This is a genomic window from Mesorhizobium sp. M7A.F.Ca.CA.002.09.1.1 (assembly GCF_003998555.1).
GTDB lineage: Bacteria > Pseudomonadota > Alphaproteobacteria > Rhizobiales > Rhizobiaceae > Mesorhizobium > Mesorhizobium ciceri.
Genome location: NZ_RZRR01000962.1, coordinates 1 through 2,007 on the forward strand (window position 1 = coordinate 1; position 2,007 = coordinate 2,007).

Consider the following 2,007-nt stretch of genomic DNA (forward strand, 5'->3'; position numbering starts at 1 on the left):
TGGCAGCACTGGCATCGGAGGGAGCCTCGTCAAGACCGGCGCCGGCACGCTGACGCTGAACGGCGTCAGCACCTATACCGGTCTGACCACCATCGGCGGCGGCAAGCTCGTTGTCGGCGACGGCAGCCATTCCGGGGCAAGCATTGCTGGCGCCATTGCGGTTGCAGCCGGCGGCACGCTCGGCGGTTCGGGAACGGTGGGTACGACCACGATCGCTTCTGGCGGCACGATTACGCCGGGCAATTCGATCGGCACGCTGAATGTGTCAGGCGATTACACGCAGGAGATAGGCTCGACCTACGAAGTCGAGATCAATCCGGCCGGCAATTCCGACCTGATCGACGTGACGGGCAAAGCCACCATCCAGGGTGGCACCGTCTTCGCGCTCAAAGCGCCGGGCGGCTACAGTGCCGGAACCCGCTACACGATCCTGAGCGCGGATCAGGGCGTGACCGGCACCTATGATGCGTTCGACCAGAACGCCCCGTTTGTCGATCTGGCACTCGCCTATGACGCCAGTAATATCTATCTCGACGTTGCCCGCAATGACGTGTCGTTCTGCGACGTGGCCGGCACCCGCAACCAGTGTGCCACCGCCAATGGCGCCGAAAGCGCCGGGCCGGGCAACCCGATCTACGATGCAATCGCCGGCCTGCCGGACGATGAAACCGCACGCGAAGCCTTCGATGTGTTATCTGGCGAGATCCATGCGTCCGCCAAATCGGCGCTGATCGAGGACAGCCATTTTGTCCGCGATGCCATCAATGACCGCCTGCGTGCGGCCTTCGAGGGGGTAGGTATCCCGGCAACGCCGGTGCTGGCCTATGGCGAAGGCGGTCCGATGCTGGCGCCTGCCACCACCGATCGCTTTGCCGCCTGGGGCACGGCTTTCGGGTCATGGGGTTCCTTCGACGGCGACGGCAATGCCGCAGGCCTCGATACCTCCACCGGCGGCTTTCTTACCGGCGTCGACGGCCTTGTCGCGGAGGATGTGCGGCTTGGCATCATGACTGGCTACAGCCACACGAGCTTCGATGCCGACGGCCGATCCTCGTCAGGCTCGAGCGACAATTATCATCTCGGCCTTTATGGTGGCACGCAGCGGGGCGCTCTCGCCTTCCGCTCCGGGCTTGCCTATACGTGGCATGACATGAAGACATCGCGCTCGGTGGCCATGCCCGGCTTTGCCGACAGCCTGAGCGGCGACTACAACGCTGGCACCTTCCAGGCGTTCGGGGAACTCGGCTATCGCATCGATACGCCAGTCGCGGCCTTCGAGCCTTTTGCCAACCTCGCTTATGTCAACCTGCATACGGACGGCTTCACGGAAAAGGGCGGTGCGGCGGCATTGACCAGTGCAAGCCAGACCACCGACGCCACCTTCACCACGCTTGGTCTCAGAGCCTCCGCCGGCTTCACGCTCGGCGCCATCAATGCCACAGCGCGCGGCATGCTGGGCTGGCGCCATGCCTATGGCGACGTCATACCGACCAGCACACATGCCTTCTCTGCCGGTGATGCCTTCACGATCGCTGGCGTGCCGATCGCCAAGGACAGTGCCGCCATCGAAGCGGGGTTCGATCTCAACCTGACCGATGCCGCAACCCTCAGCGTCGCCTACCAGGGTCAGTTCGGCTCCGGCGTCCAGCAGAACGGCTTTAATGCAAAACTCAACGTGGAATTCTAATCAAGCGGGAAGGATCGTTCCGGAATGACTGCCCCTGACGGAAAAGGGGCTATTCAATCCGCTTGTCGCATCGCCCAGGCGGTCGTACGCCAGGAAGCGAACCTCGCGAGCGCCAGGCAGGAAGCCAGCCTTATCGCCGCCGGTCGGAGCGAGCCTACAAGGACGTGCGCAACTGTGATGAACGCGAACGCTGCGACCGCAGGTGCCGGACTTGATCGCGCAGAAGCGGACGCAGGAGCAGCTGGGAGGATTGTGTGGCGCGAAGCGGACCCTCCCAAGGTTCGGCTTTCCCCTAAACGCTTTACAGCCCGGTTTGGTAG

General features: G+C 63.5%; 1 protein-coding gene. It reads left to right on the forward strand.

The window, feature by feature from the left end; all coding sequences use genetic code 11:
* The coding region (locus EN994_RS28930; RefSeq protein ID WP_348631695.1) for an autotransporter domain-containing protein at positions 1-1,687 on the forward strand (1,687 nt) is incomplete at its 5' end.
* Positions 1,688-2,007: the final 320 nt, after the last annotated feature.